We start from the raw sequence: 16508 nt of genomic DNA, 5'->3' as shown, positions 1-16508 counted from the left end.
TCTCATACAAATTAACCGTTAAAAGATGAAATACATTAAATTTATAGCAATAATACTAGTGAGTTGCTTCGCTACCATTTTATATTCCTTTAATTATAAGGGAAATAATGTGGACAGACCCAAAGATTGGATTGTAAGATCAAATCTGGACTCGAGAATGAGGATGATAAGCATAGGATTGAATGATAAACTTTGGGTTGCTTATAGTACAGAAACTGGTTCATTATATAAGGTCTGGGTAGGTGGTGTACATTTAGGAGGTGCAGTATATGGTAAAAGTGGTCTGCCTATCTCAAATGGTAATACCTATATGGAAGAGCCAGAAGGAAATCCATGGATTATTATTGCCAATGGTTCTGAAATTACACCTGAAATACATTATAAAGGTCATACTGTTCTTAATGACCAAATTACTCTGAAATATGAGCTGCATTATAATAATGGGATTATTAAGGTGGATGAACAACCTGAATTTTATCCTAAGAGTGACAATAAGGTGGGATTTACAAGGGTATTTAAAACCTCGGAAATACCTGAAGGTATTAGCGTAGGATTAAAGATGAATGTTAGCTCTATTGAGTCTAAGGAGCAAGTAAATACAAATGGGAAATTTGTATTACACAAAGAGGAGGTAGAGAATATTTCGGGTAAGAAATATTTGCTAATGAATGGCACCCTCTTTTTAAAGAATAATGAAGAGACTTCGATTTCTATTAATATCACACCAAAGCCTATTGCTCCTCTAATTGTAGAAACAGTAGAAAAGGAAGATGTTATAGGAGCTTTATTTGCAAGCCAGAGTTGTTTAACCTGCCATGATGTTGACAATAAAATAATTGGACCATCTTTTCGTTCGATTGCTTCGCGTTATAGAAATACTAAGGCCAATCATGATTTATTAATTGAACATGTAATTAAAGGAACTGTAGGTAATTGGGGTGAAGTTCCGATGATCCCTCATTCTGAACTATCAATTGTTGATGCTAATGCAATGATTTCTTATATTTTGAACATTGATTCAGCGAGTGAAAATCGATTGAGGAGCATAATGCCGGATACAAACCAAGACTTTGTTTTTCAACAACCAACCGCTATTAATAGCGTATCGATTGAAAAGCCAGGTGTTGCTCTTAATCTTTATAAACTAGATTATGAATTATATGGGTTTCCTCAAATTACAGGAAATAACATTCCTGAATTAACTGGTTATGCAAATATTTTGCATGCATATAATGATGATTTTGAGAAAAACTTTAAGGGTTTCGAAAGAAATTTTGCTATTCAAGCAAGTGGATATTTAAATATAAAAGAAGATATAAAGGTAGAATTCAGACTTGCAAGTAATGATGGGACTAGACTTTTTATTGATGACAAAATGATAATTGAGACTGAAGGAAATATGGCTGCTGTTAAGGAAGGTGTTATTGATTTAAAGGCAGGCAAACATCCTTTTGTTTATGAATATTATAAGCGAGGTGGTGAAAAAAGGATGTCTTTACAATGGCGTCCATATGGTACAGATACTTATACTGTTATTCCTGCTGAAGTTTTTACATTTAAAGATACGCAGATTAAAGCAACAAATAATCGGCCAGAGGTTTTAGCTAAAAAAGTAATTAATTTTCCGGGAGATGGAGCTTCTCTTAAAGATCTTCATCCAAGTTTTACATTATTCCAAGCTCGACCTGATAGTTTTGAACCAAAGGTAGCTGGTATGGATTTTATGTCAGATGGTAAACTAGTTGTAAGTACGTGGGATTCTGTTGGAGCAGTGTATGTTTTAGATGGAGTGAAAGGTAATAATCCAGATCAGATTAAGGTAACAAGAGTTGCTTACGGCTTACAGGAACCTTTGGGGTTAAAAGTGGTAAATGATGAGATTTACGTACTACAAAAGCAAGAGTTGACTAAGTTGATTGATTTAAATGGTGATGGTATTATAGATGAATACCGAACAATTAATAATAGTTGGAAAGGTACAAACAACAATCATGAATTTGCTTTCGGTTTGGAATATAAAGATGGATATTTTTATGGAACATTGTCATTAGCTTTAAATGGTCCTGGACCATCGGCTCCAGTTCAAGCAGCAGATAGAGGTAAGGTTTTTAAGATTTCAAAAGATACAGGTGCAATAGAATTCATTGCAACAGGTTTGAGGACACCAAATGGTATTGGTTTTGGTATTGATGGCGAAATGTTTATCGCAGATAATCAAGGAGATTGGCTACCTGCAAATAAAATTGTTCATGTGACTGAAGGGGCATGGTATGGTTCACGTGCAGGACATATGGAAGAAACAGCTAATATGAAAGAAACACTTCCTGTAGTTTACTTGGAACATGACAAGATTGGTAATTCTCCAAGTCAGCCTGCTAAATTCAATGTTGGACCTTATAAGAATCAAATGATTCATGGAGATGTTACGATTGGAGGAATTAAACGTGTATTTGCTGAGAAAATTAATGGAGAATATCAAGGAGTTGTATTCCGGTTTACTCAAGGACTTGAAGCTGGTGTAAACCGTATAATATGGGGGCCAGATAGTGCTCTTTATATTGGTGGTATAGGGAATGGTGGCAATTGGGGACAAAATGGAAAATTGCGATATGGTTTGCAAAAGATTGTTTTTAATCATAAATCTACTTTTGAAATGCTCTCGATCAAAGCTAAATCCAATGGCGTTGAAATTGAATTTACTGAACCTTTAAAGCCAGGGGTTGGTACTAAGGCAACTGATTATAATATTCAACAATGGAGGTACGAACCTACTGGAAATTATGGAGGACCAAACTTAGATGAAGAGACTTTAGAAATAAAGAATATTATTGTATCGCCCGATCGAAAGAAGGTGACTTTAGAATTACCAACAATGAAAGAAAAATATGTTCTCTATTTCCGTCTCAATAGAGAAACAATGGTGAATGAATCTGATACAACTCTTTGGTCAACAGAGGCATGGTACACAATGAATAATATACCGAACGAATAAAAGCACATCATTTTAAATGAATTTTAATAATAAATAATATGAATAAATACATTAAATATATATTGGTTTCATTGATTACACCATATGTAATCAACACTTATGCGCAAACGAAAGAAGTAGCTGAGGTTCCGAAAATGGTTCCGGAAATGACTGAAGTATGGGAACCCCAACCGCGAGTAGTTACGCCAGGTATTGGTCAGGAGGCTCCTTCGGATGCCCTTGTTCTTTTTAATGGAAAAGACTTGTCTCAATGGAAAACTAGAAATGGGGAGATACCAAAATGGAATATTACAGATAATGTCCTAACTGTAGTGAAGAGTGGAGGTTCTATTTATACAAAAGATGATTTCCGAGACTTCCAATTACACATAGAATGGCAAACGCCTGCTAAAGTAGTTGGTGATGGTCAGCATCGTTCAAATAGTGGAATTATAATGCAGGGAGGATATGAGTTGCAGATCCTTGATTCATATAATAATGAAACTTATGTGAATGGGATGGCCGGTAGCTTATATAAACAAGTTCCACCTTTAGTAAATGCGATGAAAATGCCAGGGGAATGGAATGTTTATGAAGTAATATACATTGCCCCTCGATTTAAAGAGGATGGTGCTTTATTTAGTCCTGCTCGTTTGACTTTACTGCATAATGGGGTACTTGTTCAAAATAATTCAGAATATAAAGGGAATAGTGCTTATATAGGTATACCAAAATATAAAGCACATGGAGACGGTCCTATAATGTTACAAGATCATGGAGAAACAATAAGTTTTAGAAATATCTGGATACGTAAGCTTTAAAGCGAATTGTTATTAAGAAGAAAGCCAAGAACAGTCGTTCTTGGCTTTCTTCTTAATAACATGATTTACCCTTCTATAAATACAAGAGTTAGAAGAGAGAATAGTTCAGGACTGAGTTTACTCTTAATGATTTTTAGACCTCGTTGTTTCTGAGTTTTTACTGTGTTGATACTTATATTCAGTTGCTCAGCAATTTGAGGGTTTGTTAATCCTTCTAAGTATCCCAATCGAAATATCGATTGACATCCATTTGGCATAGTTTGGATAATTTTATAAATCTCATCCATTACTTCAGCCCGGATAATTTTTGCTATTGTTTGGAGCTCTTCAACAGTTTCAGTTTGATTGAGCAGGTGGTATCGCTGTTCTACTTTTTCTCGACGAATGATGTTATAACAGGCATGTCGGACAGAAGTATAGAGGAAGTTTTTTATAGCAATATCATTATTTGCTATGGTATGTTTATTGTTCCAATATCCCATAAAAGCATCTTGTACAATATCCTCAATTAGCTCATTGTCGCTGAGTATTTGCCAGGCGAAATGACATAATCGCGAATAATGTTTTCGAAACAAATACTCAATGGATAGGTCAATCATATTACTTTATATTGCCTTCTATGGTTTATTATTATGTATAGAAAACAATATAGCAATAATAATTAAGTTACAAAAATATAAAAATGCTTCATATAATTGGTTCTAAAGCAAGAGGAGCCAATCAAAATGATTGGCTCCTCTTGCTTTTTTAATATTGTCTTGCTTATTTATTGTTGTACACCATAGCTTCAATTTTCAGAGCATCGTCTTCAGTGTCTTTTAAGCCTTTTACCCAAATGGTATATATTTTTCCAGCTTTAATATCCACATCTTCTAAAGTAAACAATACAGCATTGCTTTCTTGATCAACTACTTCGAAAGATTGTTTTTCTGCAGTGATTTCTTTGAACTCAGTGGCTGATTTGAATTCTTTATCTGTAAATAGGTCTTCACCACCAGTTACAGCTAGGTTAAGCTTTCCTGCATCTGGAGAAACGTGTACAAATCTTATTTTTGCTTTTCCTTCAGCAGGGTTTGTCAAGTCATCAGTGATTTGTACATATTCTGCATCATCTTTGTCTTTTTCATTTGTTATAAACAATGAATAGGCTTTGTCTTTTTCGAGCTTGATCGATTCTTTAAAGATAGACGCACCGTCTTTTCCTTTGATTTCTGCAACGCGGTCGCCAATAAAGGCTTCTACATAATTGATACTATCGCCAAGACCGACAAGTTTTGAGTTTACTTTTTTAGCATCAAGGTAGAAATCTAATGAATCTGTACTTGGTGATGCATGATATACAGATACAATAGCAGTATCAGGATTAGGCATAGGATTATCATCATCACTACAAGATGAATAAGTAACCGCTAAAGCCAAGCAAAGGATTGGCAGTTTCATTGTTTTTAAAAGTGACACGTTTTTTAAGTTTTGATAGAAATTCATAATTATTGTTTTTTGTTAATTAATAAATACTGTTTGCTGCCAAAACACAGTAGAAATCTAATCTGCTACAAAAGATTTCAAAAATATTATTCATGAATTTTCATAGACCTAAATAATATTTTTTGTAGCACTTTCCTTAAAAATGGGTTTTATAATGGTAAGAGCAGATGATGCCGGCTTATATCATTAATACTTATGTTAAGCAGTAAAATTGAGTGCTGAAACCGATTTAATACGAGATATTTCGAAATGCTTGAAGGAGGCTGATGAGCGCCTAAAGGAACGGATATATAAACACTATTGGGGTTACCTTATGGGTGTGTCATTGCGGTATATAACCAGTCGTGATATAGCAAAAGAGGTTGTAAATGATAGTTTTATGAAGGCATTTAATCATATGGAATCTTTTACTTGTGATGATGAAAACAACTTTAATAAGGTGTTTAAAGCATGGTTGGCAAAGATTACGGTTCGGACGGCTTTGAATGAGATTCGTAAAAGAAAATCTACACTTTATTATGAAGAGTTGTCGGATGAACATGAGAGATCTTATAGCCAAAGTTACGATGATAGCTTGAATGTGGCAGATATTATGGGTCTTTTAAATAAGCTTTTGCCTATGCATAAGACGGTTTTTAGTTTATATGAAATTGAAGGTTTTAATCATGAGGAGATAGCAGAGATGCTTGAAATCCCATCCAGTTCAAGCAGGGTTTATTTAACAAGAGCAAAAGAAAAACTTAGGGGCTTATACCTCAAGTCAGTTGTAAAATAGATATGGAACCATCATGAGTTCAGTAACTTACAAATAGAAGATGATGAACACTCATGATAGCTTCATCGCTTAAGAAAACAAATTATTCTGATGAAAAACAAAGAAGATAGAATAATTGAAGAGATCAGAGAGACTCTCATGAATTATGAGCTTCCATATGAGGAAGGGGCTTGGGAAAAGTTTTGCAAAAAAAAACAAGCCACGGAACTGATATCGATACCTGCAAAAGATTTTAATAGAACGTCCTTTTTAGGCATTAGGAGAATAATGGCTGTGGCTGCATCATTGATTCTTTTAATATCAATTGTTTCAGTATTTAAAGCGTATCATTCAGATAGTCAATTAAAAATAACAAATATTGAAAGGGAAAAATCTAATGATAGGGAGAGTAAGGAAAGTACAGATTCATCTTCTCCAATAACTCAGATGGAAGAAGAGAATGAGAAGATAGAAGTTCATAAAGGAGTTAAGGTTCAAGATACTCGAATAGCACAGCAACATTTTAATGCAGAATCTAAAATTAAAGGTATAAAAGAAGAGAATATAAATAGTATTGCTGCATCGGAAGTGGAGGTTTCTAAAGTGGAAGAGAAAGAGCAAATAGTGGAAGCTGAGAGGATGCGGCCTGATAGCAACAAAAAAGAAATTGAGTTAATTAGCCCTTTTGAGAGTCCAGTATTCCTCTCTGAAAACATAGGAAATAGAGAAGGCAATCCTAATAATGATGAGAATTGGAAATTTGGGGTTGAACTTTCTTCTTCCTTTATTTCAGATAAAATGAATTATGGTGGAGGTGTTTTCACAGAACGCCGACTTTCTGATAAAGTATCACTGACAAGCGGATTGGTTTTTACCAAGATTAATGCAGCTAATGAAATGAAGCCCGTTGAAATTTCTTCTTCAACCCGAAAGGTTGGTGTTGAATCCTCTATGCAGGCTCTAGATATTCCATTGTCGATTGTATATCAGGTAAGTGATGGGTTTTATGCATCTATGGGAGTATCACTTTTGACGGTTTTGGATGAAAATAAGTCCTATCAATATGAAACAGATGTTGTTTCACAAAGCTTTGTGAAAGATCCAAAAACAGGGGTAGAGTCAACTGTTTATTCTACGGTTACAAGACAATACACGGAACCTGTTAAAGAAGCAGATTCTAAAGGAAACAATAATATTGGTTATTTTAATCTCTCTATAGGTAAGAAACAAGATTTTTATGGTAAAACAAAACTTCTTCTTGAACCTTTTCTTAAAGTGCCGGTAGGTAAACTATCAGACAGGGAAGTAAAATTGATGAATGCAGGATTGAAGATAAAAGTGATGTTTTAAAGACATGAAAGGAAGGTAGAATGCCCTAGATTTGTATCTTTGCAATTATTGTCAATTTTAGAGATTAAAACAGATTAAATGAAAAGAGTTGTTGTAACAGGAATAGGCGCTTTAACACCAATAGGGAACGATATTCAAACTTTTTGGGATAGTTTAACAAATGGTAGAAGTGGTGCTGGAAGAATTACAAAATTTGATCCCAGTGCTTTCCGCACACAGATAGCATGTGAATTAAAAGGTTTTGATCCTTCATTATTTCTTGATCGGGCTGAATTAAAAAGAACAGATCCCTTTACACAATATGCTCTTGCAGCCGCGAAAGAGGCTATTGAAGACTCTGGGTTAGATTTTGGCAGCATGAACCCATATGATACAGGTGTTATTTGGGGTTCTGGCCAAGGAGGTATGCTTACATTCGAAGAGCAGGTTAGAGAATATGCCGACAATGATTACAAACCACGTTTTAGTCCATTCTTTATTCCAAAGTTGATAGCCAATATGGCTTCAGGAATGATCTCTATAAAATATGGACTAATGGGTATTAATTATACTACAGTTACAGCTTGTTCATCAGCGAATACTGCTATAATGGATGCCTTTAATTATATCCGTTGGGGAAAAGCTAAGGTAATTGTTACTGGTGGATCGGAAGCTCCTATAACTGAAGCATCTGTAGGTGGTTTTAGCTCTATGAAGGCTATGACAACAAGAAATGATGATCCTCAAGCTGCATGCAGACCTTTTGATACGGGAAGAGACGGCTTTTTAATGGGCGAAGGCGCTGGTGCGCTTATATTGGAAGAGTATGAACATGCGATAGCAAGAAATGCAACCATTTATGCAGAAGTTGGTGGTGCAGCTATGACCGCTGATGCTTATCATATGACATCTACTCATCCTGAAGGCGAAGGTGCTGGTACTGCTATGCGTTTTGCTTTAGAAGATGCAAACCTGAACCCTGAAGATGTAGATTATTTAAATGCGCATGCAACTTCTACTGCAGTAGGCGATATTAGCGAAATAAAAGCAATAACTAAGCTGTTTAAAGATAAATCAAAGAATTTACATATTAGTGCTACAAAGTCTATAACCGGTCATTTGATGGGTGCTGCAGGTGCTATTGAAGCAATTACCAGTGTTTTAGCAATCAAACATTCGGTTGTGCCACCTACAATCAATCTAACCGATTTAGATCCTGAAATTCCTGCTGATATTAATATCGTTAGACAAGAAGCGCTTGAGAAGAATATTGATGTTACGATGAGCAATACATTTGGCTTCGGCGGACACAATGGAATTATTGTATTTAAAAAGCTTAAATAGATTTTAAATGTCTTTATAAGGCAATTAGCTGTCACAGAACTTTTACATATTCTGTCCATATTTAGAATACTATAATTTATATTTGAGTATAGCAAATTTTTGTTGTCAAATATTATTGTAAACCTCTAATTCTAAATTATGAAACGGAATACACGTTTAAGCATTTGGGCGGTTGTTATAGTCGCTGTTGTTGGCATTCAATTTATTAAGAAATCGCCACGTAACGTTCAGACGACAAAATTAGCAACTGATATAACCAATCTATATACTGTTCCGGCAGATGTAGAGAGTGTTTTGCAGAAATCGTGTTACGACTGTCATAGCAATAATACCGATTATCCATGGTATATTAATGTACAGCCTGCGGCAATGTTTTTAGAGGGGCACATTAATGATGGAAAAAGACATTTGAACTTTAGTGATTTTGGTTCATATAATAAGGAACGACAGCTTAAAAAGGCAGAAGACCTGAAAGAAGAAATGGAGAGAGATGGGATGCCGTTGACATCTTATACAATTCTTCATAAGGGTACGAAATTAAATAGCGATCAGAGAACTCTTTTAACTGAATGGGCTAACAGCTTAATAAGTGAAATAAATTTAGCTCAAATCAATTAATAAGCATAAAATTTAATGATGTGCTTAATTGATATATGATTAAGGATTCATTAAATGGAAATTAGCAAGCAATTATTTAAAGATGCAGTTTATTTGCAATGTCTTGAGGCAATAAAAAGCCGAATAGCAAATGCGGAACATGCTTTATTGCAAGCGCGCGAAGCGAGCCAGGATGACACAAAAAGTAGCGCTGGGGATAAGTATGAGACAACGCGTGAAATGATGCAACAAGATATTGATAGAAATAATAGTCAGCTTTATGAGGCTAAAAAAATCCTTTTTCAATTAGAACAATGTAGGGGCGTGAAAGTTAGTGAACGGATTAGTGCGGGTTCACTGGTTAAAACCTCCAAAGCATTGCTTTATATAGCCGTTAGTATTGGTCAGCTGCAAGTGCACGGACAATCTCTTATGGCAATTTCTCCAGCCACACCTTTAGGGCAGGTTCTTATTGGAAAAGAACGCGGCGATGATTTCGTTTTCAATGGCGTTTCTCAGATAATAGAAGAGGTATATTAAACTCTATCAGGATTTAAGCAGATCCAAACCGGGAAATAATTGAGGATATTCTCTCAATTTACCTTAGGCATTGAACTAACAATGTTCTTTCTGCCATTCATATTTTATTCTCCCAGTATTTGTTTTTCTGCCAGATTATCGTTTATTTTAGTGAATTACAGTAATTATAATAGCCAATTATTTATTAAACACGGAATTATGTTCGTAATTAACAACTTAAACAATGAAAAGAACTGAGTTTTTACAAAAAGGACTTTTGGCAACAGGAGCCTTACTGACCAGCAGTGGTTTGGCTGTGGGTGCTACAGAAATGCAAAAGGCTGCCGAAGGGCAACCATTTAATTTAAACTATGGCCCTCATGATGGAATGTTTAAAAATTTAGCAGGGAACAATATGCTGGATCAGATACAATTTATGTATGATCAGGGCTTTCGTGGAATTGAAGATAATGGCATGGCGGGAAGGTCGCCAGAAGAGCAAAAGAAAATAGGTGATCTGTTGGCTAAGTTAGGAATGGCTATGGGTGTATTTGTGTTGGATAAAGGGGGAAATGGCGCAAATACATTAGCTGCCGGAAAGCAAGAAAATGTGGATATTTTTTTAAAAGGATGTCGGCAGGCAATAGAGGTATCAAAACGATGTGGTGCTAAGTTTACCACTGTGGTGCCCGGATCTTTTTTTCGTAATCATTCGTTTGAAATTCAAACAGCAAACACTATTGAAGCACTTAGAAGAGGAGCTGAGATATTAGAACCACATGGTATTATTATGGTACTTGAACCGTTAAGTGATTCGCCTGATTTATTTTTGAGAACATCTAATCAGACGTATATGATCTGCAAAGCAGTAAATAGCCCTTCTTGTAAACTTTTGTATGATGTATATCATATGCAGCGTAATGAGGGAGATTTAATAGCCAATATGGAAAGAACATGGAGTGAAATCGCCTATATACAAGCAGGAGATAATCCTGGAAGAAAAGAGCCTACAACCGGCGAAATAAATTATAAAAATATATTTAAATATTTACACGGGAAAGGATATAAGGGTGTTGTTGGCATGGAGCATGGTATATCAGGTACTGGTAAAGAAGGAGAACAACGTCTTATTGAAGCATATCGAGAAGTAGATGCTTTTATGTAGACTTTCTTTTCTACTGTTTTATCCACCCTTTTATTGATTTGTTTTCTATAAAATAAAAATCATTATATTCTCCAGCTACTGTAAGCTGGATTCCGGATTGATATTTCTGTTTATGGGCAGAGGATGAATCGGGTTCAGCATACAGTATCTTAGATTGTTTTAAAGTGATAGTTCTTAATGGCTTACTTATGTCTGTAATTTGATTTTGTAAGATGAACGTTTTGCTTTTGTCTGGAAATACAACCCGATAACTATTTTGAACAACACCATTTATTACCAAAGGAATATTGGCCATCATACTGCTGTTAATTGATCGAACGGTGTCTCCAATGCGTTTTGTATCAGCAGTGATTTTTGAAGGGTTAGATTTACCTGGTCTAATAAATGGGAGTGGATCAACTGCACCTTGCCGGGTATATATTCCAAAATGAAGATGTGGTGGAGTTGTACGTGCATTACCAGTATTTCCAATTAATCCTAAAGTATCTCCTAAAGTTACTATTTGCCCTGTAGTTACAAGTTGGCTATCTAAGTGTGCGTAGTATAAGTTTATTGATTGACCTTCGGGTCTTAAAAAGATTATTTTCCCTCCTAAATTGTTTGTTCCAACCCTGCTTACTATACCATTCGCTGCAGCAACAACGCGAGTGAGTTTTTCAGCGAAAATATCAATTCCTTCATGTCTTCTTGAATTGGCATCTCTTCCATCACCGAAAAAACTGCCAATGTTCTGTTTGGCTCTTGACTCAACTGGATTTGCTAAAGAAGGTTCCGCGGTGATTTGAAGTTTATAAGAAATATCAGATAATAATTCAGGCTGAATACGAAGCAGATATCTGCCATCATCCTGAATGTTATAAGTTATTAATGAATCGCGTGTATCTGCTGAATAGATAGCAGATTGTTGCTCAATTGTATCTACTATTGTTTCAAATAAATCAATAAATAACCTTGTACTATCTAGTGTCTGTAGTTCTAATTCTATTTGTAACTGCTCGCCTTTTCGGGCATCAAAAATAAAAGCTACAGCATCTGGTTTATCAGCTGCAAAGTAAGCTTCTTCCAGATAAGGTACATCAATGGATATAGGTTGAAGAATGCTTTGTTTTGAAGCATTTACCCATTGTTTGAATAAAGCGGTACCATTTAAGCCGGCATCCATTAACTGCTGTTCGTATTGCTGATGAGGAGTTTTGCCTTTAAATAACGTGTTAGTGAATTTGTTATTACAGGAAAAAAACATCGTAATAACAATTGATACACAGCCTATAAGAAAAATGCTTTTATTGCTCATAAATACAGAACAAGTTATTTGATTAAATGTTGAGAAATCATACCTGTTTTTATATTAACTATTGTGCTTAGACATTATGGAATGGTTTTTGGTATTAGAATGTATTTTAATTAAAGGTCAAAAATTTATTCTTAAAATTAGTAAAATGAAGAAAATCTTACTTTCTATTATTAGTGCTACGTTAATATTTAATGCAAATGCACAAGATATTGCTTTGCCAGATTCAAGCTGGAGTATCCATGGTGAAAACACCTTTTTAATTAATCAGAGTTCTTTTTCGAATTGGGCAGCAGGAGGTGAAAATGCTTTTGCAGCAAATTTAATGTTGAATTATGATTTTAATTATAAAAAAGATAAATGGAGCTGGGATAATAAAGTAATTATGGGTTATGGTCTTAATAAACAAAAAGATAGGGATTGGAGAAAGAATGATGACCAGGTTAGTTTAAATAGTTTATTAGGTTATAAGGCCTCGGAGAAATGGTTGTATACCTTTTTTGCCGACTTCAAAACACAGTTTACTGATGGTTATATATACGATGATGCAGCCGGTACAAAAGAGCTTATTTCAGGTGCATTTGCTCCTGCTTATTTAAGCTTTGGGCCTGGTATGGCTTATAAGGAATCTGATAATTTTCATTTTAATGTATCTCCAGCTGCAGCCCGTTTTGTTTTTGTAGGAGACGATTATCTTTCAAGTATCGGTGCCTATGGTGTTAATCCTGGTGAAAAATCACGCTTTGAGTTTGGTGCTTCTTTTAATGGTTATTATAAAAGAGAAATTGTAGAAAACATAACGTTCGAAAATATATTAAAGTTATACTCTAATTATTTAGAAGATCCACAAAATGTGGATGTGGATTATACTGCAAATTTGTTGATGAAAGTGAATAGGTTCGTAACAGTAAATGCTGGTGTACAATTAATTTATGATGATAATACGATGCTTCCTTATGAAGAGGATGGAGTATCAGGAACGCGCCCAGCTTTACAAGTTAAACAAATATTGGGTGCTGGTGTTACTTATAAATTCTAGTAATGTTTTTATAAGAGAAACAGCTTTGAATGAATATTAATTAGATAATCCGTATGAATACGAAAAAAACGACTTTGGTTTTATTTCTTTTAGTTGGCGTGATGATCAGCTCTTGTAATCTTTTGAAAGGTCATTCTGCCAATAAGGATGATACTGCATTAGCAGGAACATGGGTTCTTAATTATATTACAGGCCCTAGAATAGCCTTTGAAGGATTATATCCTGAGAAAAAGCCAACTATTACCTTTGATTTAGATAAAAATGAAATTAATGGTAATACCAGCTGCAATTCTTTCGGTAGTGCAATCGTTAGGGATAATGATAAAATAAAGTTTGATAATCCACTTTCTACAATGATGGCTTGTCCGGGAAATGGAGAAGCTACTTTTGTAAGCACGCTTCTGAAAGTTGAAACCTATAAAGTAAATGGTGACACCTTAAGTTTTTATACAGATGGTATAGAAATGATGCGATTTGCGAAACAATAGTTAATATAGTTTGTAATAAGGAAGGGCTGAATAATTTAATTATTCAGCCCTTCCTTATTATTTGAATTGGAGTCTTAATTCAATCCTCTTGCTTTCAACAGAGGCTCTATTTTAGGTTCACTACCTCTCCATGTTTTGTACATTTCCTCTAAATCTAATGTGTTTCCACGAGAAAGAACCATATCGCGAAAACGCTGACCATTCTCTCTGGTTAAACCACCATTATTTTCAAACCAATTATATGCATCATGATCTAACATTTCTGTCCATAAATAGGAGTAATAACCTGCTGAATAGCCGCTTCCAAAGATATGGGAGAAGTAAGTTGAGCGATAACGTGGAGATACTGCATGCACAACATCTAGTTTTGTTTTATGCAATGCATCTTTTTCGAATTGATTTGCATCGGTTATTTTTAAATCAGCAGGAATCATATGCCATTGCATATCAAGATCGGCAGCTGCCAAATATTCTGTTAATGCATAGCCTTGATTAAAGGTTCCTGCGTTTTCAATTTTATCAATTAATGTTTGAGAAATCTGCTCGCCTGTTTTATAGTGTTTAGCATAATTTTTTAATACATCAGGATATAATGCCCAATTTTCATTGAATTGAGATGGAAACTCAACAAAATCACGAGCCACAGAAGTGCCTGATAAACTTGGGTACATTTGATCTGCAAAGAATCCATGTAAAGCATGTCCAAATTCATGGAACATGGTAACTACATCGTCATAGGTCAATAAAGCTGGTTCACCCTCTGAAGGCTTGGTAAAGTTGCATACATTGTATATAACAGGCTTTTTATTGAATAATTTGGACTGGGTTACTAAATTACTCATCCATGCACCACCTCGTTTGCTTTCACGTGCAAAGAAGTCGCCATAAAACAAACCTAAGGGTTCTCCATTCTCTTCAAATACTTCGTATACCAGTACATCATCGTGATACGTAGGTATATCTGTACGTTGCTTAAATGTTATTCCATAGAGCTTTTCAGCGGCAAAGAAAACACCTTTTTCCAATACTGTTTTTAATTCGAAGTATGGTTTAATTTGATTTTCATCAAGATCAAATTTTGCCTTACGTACTTTCTCTGCATAGAAATTCCAATCCCATGGTTCTAAATCAAAATCCTCACCGCTTTGTTTAATCATAGCCTGTATAACGGTAGATTCATTTCGGGCTTTAGCTGTAGCAGCAGGAATTAGACCATCAAATAAATTCATTACATGGGCAGGAGTTTTAGCCATTGTTTTTTGCAAGCTCCATTCAGCATAATTAGAAAAGCCTAAAAGTTTTGCTTTTTGAGCACGTAATTCAGCTAGTTCAATAATGGTAGCTCTGGTATCGTTTTTAGATCCATCAGCTCGATTCCAGGAAGCCTTGAACAGTTTTTCGCGAAGATCTCTGTTTTCCAGGGATTGCAATAAGGGCTGTTGGGTTGTGTTTTGTAAAGTTATTTTCCAGTTGCTTGAATCTTTCAGCGCGCTTATTTCACTCTCTGATAGACCGGCTAATTCAGCTTTGTCTTTTATTATGATAGCACCTGCGTTATTTGCTGCTAGTAAAGTTTGATTGAATTTGGTTGTTAAAGTAGCTTCTTTCGCGTTTATTTCTTTTAGCTTCTCCTTATCGGATGCAGATAAGTTTGCTCCGGCTATTTCAAAATCCTCATAATAGTTTTCTAATAACTTAAGAGATTCTTGATCTAGTCCTAGTTCTGAACGTTTGGTATATAAAGTTTTTAAGCGTTGAAATAAAGTGTCGTTAAGATAGATAGCATCGTAGTGCGCAGATAATTTTGGTGCTAGAAATTCTTGGATTTCCTCTAGTTCGTCGTTTGTATTGGCGCCGGTTAGAGCATAAAAAGGATTACTTACACGTTCTAATAATACACCACTTTTTTCGATAGCGAGTACTGTATTATCAAAGGTGGGTTCCTCACTATTGCTAGTAATTTCATTAATAGCTTCAGTTTGTTGCCTCATTGCTTCAATAAACGCAGGTTTGAAGTGTTCATCCTTGATCTTTGAGAAATCTGGAGTAGAGTATGGTAGTGTGCTTTCCTCCATTAAGGGATTGTTTTGTAAGTCTGCACTGGCATTCGTTCCGGCTGATTGATTATTACAAGCGGAAACGCTTAATCCAGTTATTAAAATTAAGAATAGTGGATTTTTTTTCATAAGAACGATTTTAAGAAGGCAATTTATTAAAATTATCTTGCATCATTAACTTCAATCCAATGCCCATCGGGGTCTTGAAAGTATACTTGTTTAACACCGTCTACACGAACAGTAGGAGCTTTTTCAGTACCTGGCCAGTTAGTATATTCGATTTTTTGTTGATCTAATCTTGCAATGAAATTATCAATAGAAGGTACACTAAAACACAAATGATCGTTCTTATCGTGTTCAATTTTCTTCTGTGCACCTTGAATTAAATGCATTTGTCCTGCTGCACCTAGTGTGAACCATACGTGTTTTCCATCTTTAAAAGGCTCTTCAATTTCAGTCAGTTTTAAGACAGCTTTATAAAAGGCTGAACTCTCTTGCAGGTTAGTTACATAGACAGCAATATGTTCAAGTCGTGCGCTTTCTGGATCAGGTGTAGTTTGAGCTGATGCATTTGAAAAAATAAAAGGAAGGATTAGTGTTAGCATTAGAGCAAATGTTCTCATACTTAAATTTTAAAGATTAATGTGT

The 16508-nt window shown here is 35.0% G+C and carries 15 protein-coding genes; 10 read left to right on the top strand and 5 right to left on the bottom strand.

Going from position 1 to position 16508, the window contains the following annotated elements; genetic code table 11:
* Positions 1–25: 25 nt before the first annotated feature.
* Both C8N28_RS11535 and C8N28_RS11530 read left to right on the top strand, forming a co-directional pair.
* A complete protein-coding gene (locus tag C8N28_RS11535) occupies positions 26–2992 on the top strand; it encodes a PA14 domain-containing protein (RefSeq protein WP_132225076.1) in 2967 nt (988 codons plus the stop codon).
* A 38-nt stretch (positions 2993–3030) separates the two neighbouring features.
* Entirely contained in the window at positions 3031–3792 is a 762-nt protein-coding gene (locus C8N28_RS11530) for a 3-keto-disaccharide hydrolase (protein WP_132225074.1), read from the top strand.
* Between the two features lie 65 nt (positions 3793–3857).
* Here the strand turns inward: C8N28_RS11530 and C8N28_RS11525 are convergent, their stop codons facing one another.
* On the bottom strand, positions 3858–4391 hold the full coding sequence (locus C8N28_RS11525) for an RNA polymerase sigma-70 factor (protein WP_132225072.1): 534 nt from the start codon (positions 4389–4391) through the stop codon (positions 3858–3860).
* A 163-nt stretch (positions 4392–4554) separates the two neighbouring features.
* Complete coding sequence (locus C8N28_RS11520; protein WP_165870335.1) at positions 4555–5232, bottom strand: DUF4397 domain-containing protein; 678 nt, start codon at positions 5230–5232, stop codon at positions 4555–4557.
* A gap of 256 nt (positions 5233–5488) precedes the next feature.
* Between C8N28_RS11520 and C8N28_RS11515 the strand changes: the two genes are divergently transcribed.
* The 6 genes from C8N28_RS11515 (at position 5489) to C8N28_RS11490 (ending at position 10985) form a co-directional block, all read left to right on the top strand.
* Positions 5489–6052 (top strand): RNA polymerase sigma factor, encoded by a 564-nt coding sequence (locus C8N28_RS11515; RefSeq protein WP_132225068.1) that lies wholly within the window; start codon positions 5489–5491, stop codon positions 6050–6052.
* 90 nt (positions 6053–6142) lie between these two features.
* Positions 6143–7381, top strand: a complete 1239-nt coding sequence (locus C8N28_RS11510; RefSeq protein ID WP_132225066.1) for a hypothetical protein — start codon at positions 6143–6145, stop codon at positions 7379–7381.
* Between the two features lie 78 nt (positions 7382–7459).
* Positions 7460–8704 (top strand): beta-ketoacyl-ACP synthase II, encoded by a 1245-nt coding sequence (gene fabF, locus C8N28_RS11505; protein WP_132225064.1) that lies wholly within the window; start codon positions 7460–7462, stop codon positions 8702–8704.
* Between the two features lie 138 nt (positions 8705–8842).
* Positions 8843–9322: a heme-binding domain-containing protein gene (locus C8N28_RS11500; RefSeq protein ID WP_132225062.1), complete on the top strand. Its 480-nt coding sequence runs from the start codon at positions 8843–8845 to the stop codon at positions 9320–9322.
* 54 nt (positions 9323–9376) lie between these two features.
* Positions 9377–9841, top strand: a complete 465-nt coding sequence (locus C8N28_RS11495; RefSeq protein WP_132225060.1) for a 3-oxoacyl-ACP synthase — start codon at positions 9377–9379, stop codon at positions 9839–9841.
* Between the two features lie 223 nt (positions 9842–10064).
* A complete protein-coding gene (locus C8N28_RS11490; protein ID WP_132225058.1) occupies positions 10065–10985 on the top strand; it encodes a hydroxypyruvate isomerase family protein in 921 nt (306 codons plus the stop codon).
* Positions 10986–10995: 10 nt separating this feature from the next.
* Here C8N28_RS11490 and C8N28_RS11485 read toward each other — a convergent pair whose 3' ends face one another.
* Positions 10996–12279, bottom strand: a complete 1284-nt coding sequence (locus C8N28_RS11485) for a M23 family metallopeptidase (RefSeq protein ID WP_132225056.1) — start codon at positions 12277–12279, stop codon at positions 10996–10998.
* A gap of 145 nt (positions 12280–12424) precedes the next feature.
* Here C8N28_RS11485 and C8N28_RS11480 point away from each other — a divergent pair, with 145 nt between their 5' ends.
* A complete protein-coding gene (locus tag C8N28_RS11480; RefSeq protein ID WP_246012813.1) occupies positions 12425–13315 on the top strand; it encodes a DUF3078 domain-containing protein in 891 nt (296 codons plus the stop codon).
* A 53-nt stretch (positions 13316–13368) separates the two neighbouring features.
* The gene (locus tag C8N28_RS11475) at positions 13369–13803 is read left to right on the top strand and encodes an META domain-containing protein (RefSeq protein ID WP_132225054.1); all 435 of its coding nucleotides are present in this window, start codon (positions 13369–13371) and stop codon (positions 13801–13803) included.
* Between the two features lie 74 nt (positions 13804–13877).
* Here the strand turns inward: C8N28_RS11475 and C8N28_RS11470 are convergent, their stop codons facing one another.
* Together C8N28_RS11470 and C8N28_RS11465 are read right to left on the bottom strand one after the other, a co-directional pair.
* On the bottom strand, positions 13878–15989 hold the full coding sequence (locus C8N28_RS11470) for a M3 family metallopeptidase (protein WP_132225052.1): 2112 nt from the start codon (positions 15987–15989) through the stop codon (positions 13878–13880).
* 32 nt (positions 15990–16021) lie between these two features.
* Positions 16022–16483, bottom strand: coding sequence for a VOC family protein (locus C8N28_RS11465; protein WP_132225050.1), 462 nt, complete (start codon positions 16481–16483; stop codon positions 16022–16024).
* Positions 16484–16508 lie beyond the last annotated feature (25 nt).

It is taken from the genome of Albibacterium bauzanense (genome assembly GCF_004339765.1).
GTDB classification, from domain to species: Bacteria; Bacteroidota; Bacteroidia; order Sphingobacteriales; family Sphingobacteriaceae; genus Albibacterium; species Albibacterium bauzanense.
This window is presented reverse-complemented; position numbering and strand designations above follow the sequence as displayed.

What these genes read in the sequence shown, in the direction of transcription:
- C8N28_RS11535 (WP_132225076.1), top strand. Translation starts at nt 26, where the DNA reads ATGAAATACATTAAATTTATAGCAATAATACTAGTGAGTTGCTTCGCT.
- C8N28_RS11530 (WP_132225074.1), top strand. Translation starts at nt 3,031, where the DNA reads ATGAATAAATACATTAAATATATATTGGTTTCATTGATTACACCATAT.
- C8N28_RS11525 (WP_132225072.1), bottom strand. Translation starts at nt 4,391, where the DNA reads ATGATTGACCTATCCATTGAGTATTTGTTTCGAAAACATTATTCGCGA.
- C8N28_RS11520 (WP_165870335.1), bottom strand. Translation starts at nt 5,232, where the DNA reads ATGAAACTGCCAATCCTTTGCTTGGCTTTAGCGGTTACTTATTCATCT.
- C8N28_RS11510 (WP_132225066.1), top strand. Translation starts at nt 6,143, where the DNA reads ATGAAAAACAAAGAAGATAGAATAATTGAAGAGATCAGAGAGACTCTC.
- fabF (WP_132225064.1), top strand. Translation starts at nt 7,460, where the DNA reads ATGAAAAGAGTTGTTGTAACAGGAATAGGCGCTTTAACACCAATAGGG.
- C8N28_RS11500 (WP_132225062.1), top strand. Translation starts at nt 8,843, where the DNA reads ATGAAACGGAATACACGTTTAAGCATTTGGGCGGTTGTTATAGTCGCT.
- C8N28_RS11495 (WP_132225060.1), top strand. Translation starts at nt 9,377, where the DNA reads ATGGAAATTAGCAAGCAATTATTTAAAGATGCAGTTTATTTGCAATGT.
- C8N28_RS11490 (WP_132225058.1), top strand. Translation starts at nt 10,065, where the DNA reads ATGAAAAGAACTGAGTTTTTACAAAAAGGACTTTTGGCAACAGGAGCC.
- C8N28_RS11485 (WP_132225056.1), bottom strand. Translation starts at nt 12,279, where the DNA reads ATGAGCAATAAAAGCATTTTTCTTATAGGCTGTGTATCAATTGTTATT.
- C8N28_RS11480 (WP_246012813.1), top strand. Translation starts at nt 12,425, where the DNA reads ATGAAGAAAATCTTACTTTCTATTATTAGTGCTACGTTAATATTTAAT.
- C8N28_RS11475 (WP_132225054.1), top strand. Translation starts at nt 13,369, where the DNA reads ATGAATACGAAAAAAACGACTTTGGTTTTATTTCTTTTAGTTGGCGTG.
- C8N28_RS11470 (WP_132225052.1), bottom strand. Translation starts at nt 15,989, where the DNA reads ATGAAAAAAAATCCACTATTCTTAATTTTAATAACTGGATTAAGCGTT.
- C8N28_RS11465 (WP_132225050.1), bottom strand. Translation starts at nt 16,483, where the DNA reads ATGAGAACATTTGCTCTAATGCTAACACTAATCCTTCCTTTTATTTTT.